4 protein-coding genes are annotated in these 3,024 nt (G+C 35.0%); all 4 read right to left on the bottom strand.

All coding sequences use genetic code 11. The annotated features are described in order from the left end of the window. Window positions 1–139: 139 nt before the first annotated feature. Window positions 140–853 (bottom strand): acid phosphatase AphA, encoded by a 714-nt coding sequence (aphA, locus tag JK188_RS16965; protein ID WP_154604241.1) that lies wholly within the window; start codon window positions 851–853, stop codon window positions 140–142. A 336-nt stretch (window positions 854–1,189) separates the two neighbouring features. Continuing rightward, window positions 1,190–1,471, bottom strand: a complete 282-nt coding sequence (locus JK188_RS16960) for a hypothetical protein (protein ID WP_211885134.1) — start codon at window positions 1,469–1,471, stop codon at window positions 1,190–1,192. 492 nt (window positions 1,472–1,963) lie between these two features. Then, on the bottom strand, window positions 1,964–2,203 hold the full coding sequence (locus JK188_RS16955; protein WP_211885132.1) for a hypothetical protein: 240 nt from the start codon (window positions 2,201–2,203) through the stop codon (window positions 1,964–1,966). Then, a partial coding sequence (locus JK188_RS16950) for a Contact-dependent inhibition of growth factor CdiA (protein ID WP_249216041.1) occupies window positions 2,200–3,024 on the bottom strand: 825 nt, incomplete at its 5' end. The genes JK188_RS16950 and JK188_RS16955, both read right to left, overlap by 4 nt.

Raw genomic sequence — 3,024 nt, 5'->3', positions numbered from 1 at the left:
ATATTGACGTCTTTTATTCTCTCAATAGAATTAATTTAATATAAGTTATATTAAATTGCCGGAATACGTCATCAATAAATAAACACTATTTTGTTAGTTAAAGGCGAATAATCACCTTTAACTAACTTTTTATCGAATATTAATATTCGGAATTGATAACAACTTCCTCACCAAAGCGACCCGCTTTTGGCAACGGTTGGTAAGAGGAGTTTGAAGCACGGAGAATACGAATCCCACGAATATCTAACTCATGAGCCGCAGCAATATCCGCATCAGCATCACCATAATAGATAGTTAATTTATGGTCACGCATCCAGCTTACTTTATTATTTTTACCAGGTTCATCACCAGCAAAAATGACCGGATTCATTTTATCCGCAGGAATTCTTAAGCCTTCTTGCACATATTGAGTCACAGTTTCAGTTTTAGTCTGTGTACGACCTGTAATAAAGTAAACTTTATCACCGCGTTCTAAGTGCATTTTAACTAAATCGATGCCCACTTGTTTTGGCATACTGAATTTATCCCACTCATTATTCATTTTTTCCCAGAATTGAGGGTTTTTCAGATAGCTAAAATCATTTGGAGAGAATTCAAGTTTTCCACGGTAAAAACCTGGGCTTGAAAATAAAACGGTGTCATCAATATCAAAACCCACCGCCATTGGTGCTTTACCTTCTAAACTCTGTTTAATCTGCTCAACAGAGACCCAATGAACCGGTTGTTGTGCCGCTAATTCCGCAACTGTCACTCCAGTGCTGACGGTTTCTGGCATTGGAATTTTGGCTTGAGATGTTGCCGTAAAGCTCAACGCTAATGCAATTGCACTTAACGTTAGTGTGATTTTCTTCATGTTCGATCCTTATAATAGTTTTATTTCGTGATTAACTACTCACGGACTGCAATGATAAAAGTTTTCATTACATAAAAATGAGATTCAAATCTCATTGCGGTCATCTATTAATGATTTACAGGGAAATGAAGATAATTAAAACAAAAAATCGAGTAGGAAGTGATATTGTCCACTTCCCCTTATCTGACATGTAGAGAAGTTTCACCTCCAAGTGCTTATTAACCACCATAGTTAACAGGCAGCACCAATCAAGGCGCTATACGCCATGCTCAATCACTACAATAAAAAAGTGCCTATTGGGGTTTAGGCTCTCGCTAATATATGAATAAAAGATAATTAATTAGTTTCTTTCTCAGCTAAATAGCGAAGAATCGCTGAGATATTTTTTAAGTTGTAGCGCACTAAAATTTCATTTTCCTTGGCTTTAAGCAAAGCACCATAGTCCTCTTCCAACTGTCCTATGTCTAACTTTGGCTCATTGTAAACATCATAAAGCGTTTCTGAAGGAACATTCCAATAAAAATCCGAATCCAGTTTGACACTTTCTATGCCATTCTTTTTCATTTCATCAAAAATTGAATGAATTGCATCTTCAAGTACATTGAGATTGATGTCCATCTATTGCCCTTTCGTATTATTAATCTGATTTATATTCTTTTGAAACGTTTTAATTTCTTGTTCTAAATGTCTAATTCTTCCATCAATAATCCGTTGTCTAACTATATCATTAGGTGCATTTTTCAGGTGTCCCTGATTATCAAAAGCTTCCGGATTTCGTCTGTAAGCTACTAGTTTTTCTTCATGTGATCTTATTTGCTCCCGTAGCGAATTGATCGACCGTCTATCAGAGACACTCAATTTTCCTTCATTGGTGCGATTATCTGGCTCCCAGCCATTAGGCGCCCCCGAACTAGCACCTCCTAATTCAACTTTATCTGAATTTGAAAGATCTTTTCCAATATTGGGATTCTTAACTGCTTTATCAAAATTAGATGCGCAATCAAGGCGTATAAAAAGAGCCTATAAGGACTAGGCTCTTCAATTGACACTTAAATTAATTCACATAAAAAATTGATAAATAAAAGCTTTCAAAATGAGAATAATTCAGTACTATCCTTTATTCTTAAGAGTATCACGCGCTTCAACTAAAATAGATATCAAGTCATCTAATGGCATCCTTGCAATAAAATTATTTGATGAATCAGAACCAAACAATTCAACTTCTAAATTTTCCGTTCCTTTATCTTGATTTATTTCAGCGATCCTTTGCCATCCTAATTGCACTTCTAATGTCAAATTTTCATATTCCATAGGACTTGAAAAAAATAATTCTAACTTTTTTTCTTTCATTTTTTTACCTTTGGGTCTAATACTGTATTAAATGAACCATCTGCATTATAACGAATACCTTTTCCATTAGGTAAACGATACTCAAATGCACCACCAGATAAATTATTTTTCACTCGCTGTGGATCTCTCAGTACACTTTTTATGAATTGCTCTGCCACAGCATTTTTCTGTATTGGATTACCAGCTAATGGATCAAATATACCATTAGGTCTTCCTGCATGCTTTTCCCACGCTCGTGCTGCCGCTGATAGGCCTTGATTATTAATAGGCTTATTAGCAGATGAAATCAAATAATCTTCTGTAAATACAGTCTGCTCAGGATTATTTCTAAACTTTTCTTCATCTTGAGGCCCCCAGCCATTAGGTGCCCCCGAACTAGTACCACCTAATTCAACTTTATCTGAATTCGAAAGATCTTTTCCAAGATTAGGATCTTTAGCTGCTTTATCTAAATCAGATGCACAAGCAAATCCAAAGGTACATTCAAATGTTTCTGCTAATTTATCGCCAGCAGCCTTAAATTTATTTTCAAGTGCCTGACCAATATTGCTATTATTCTGTGATTCAAAATCAAAATTATCTCCATTTGGTAATACTGGGGCTAGTCTAACCGGGAGAGAAAAAACACTACTATGAGCAATTTCTATTCTACTCAGGTTATCTTCATTTATCTTAATTGCATGAGTCAAGTCACTATGCGAATTCTTAATTAAGAGAAGATTAATTCTTGCTGCGGAATCAAAGGAATCCTCCTTATTATTTTTAGAATCATCAAACTCATTACTAATGAGATAATCTTTATTTTCTGTTGTACTATATTT

Origin of the sequence: Providencia sp. JGM181, from assembly GCF_018257375.1 — a bacterium.
GTDB lineage: Bacteria > Pseudomonadota > Gammaproteobacteria > Enterobacterales > Enterobacteriaceae > Providencia > Providencia lanzhouensis.
The sequence above is the reverse complement of the archived record's forward strand: the minus strand, read 5'-3'. Positions and strand labels throughout refer to the sequence as shown.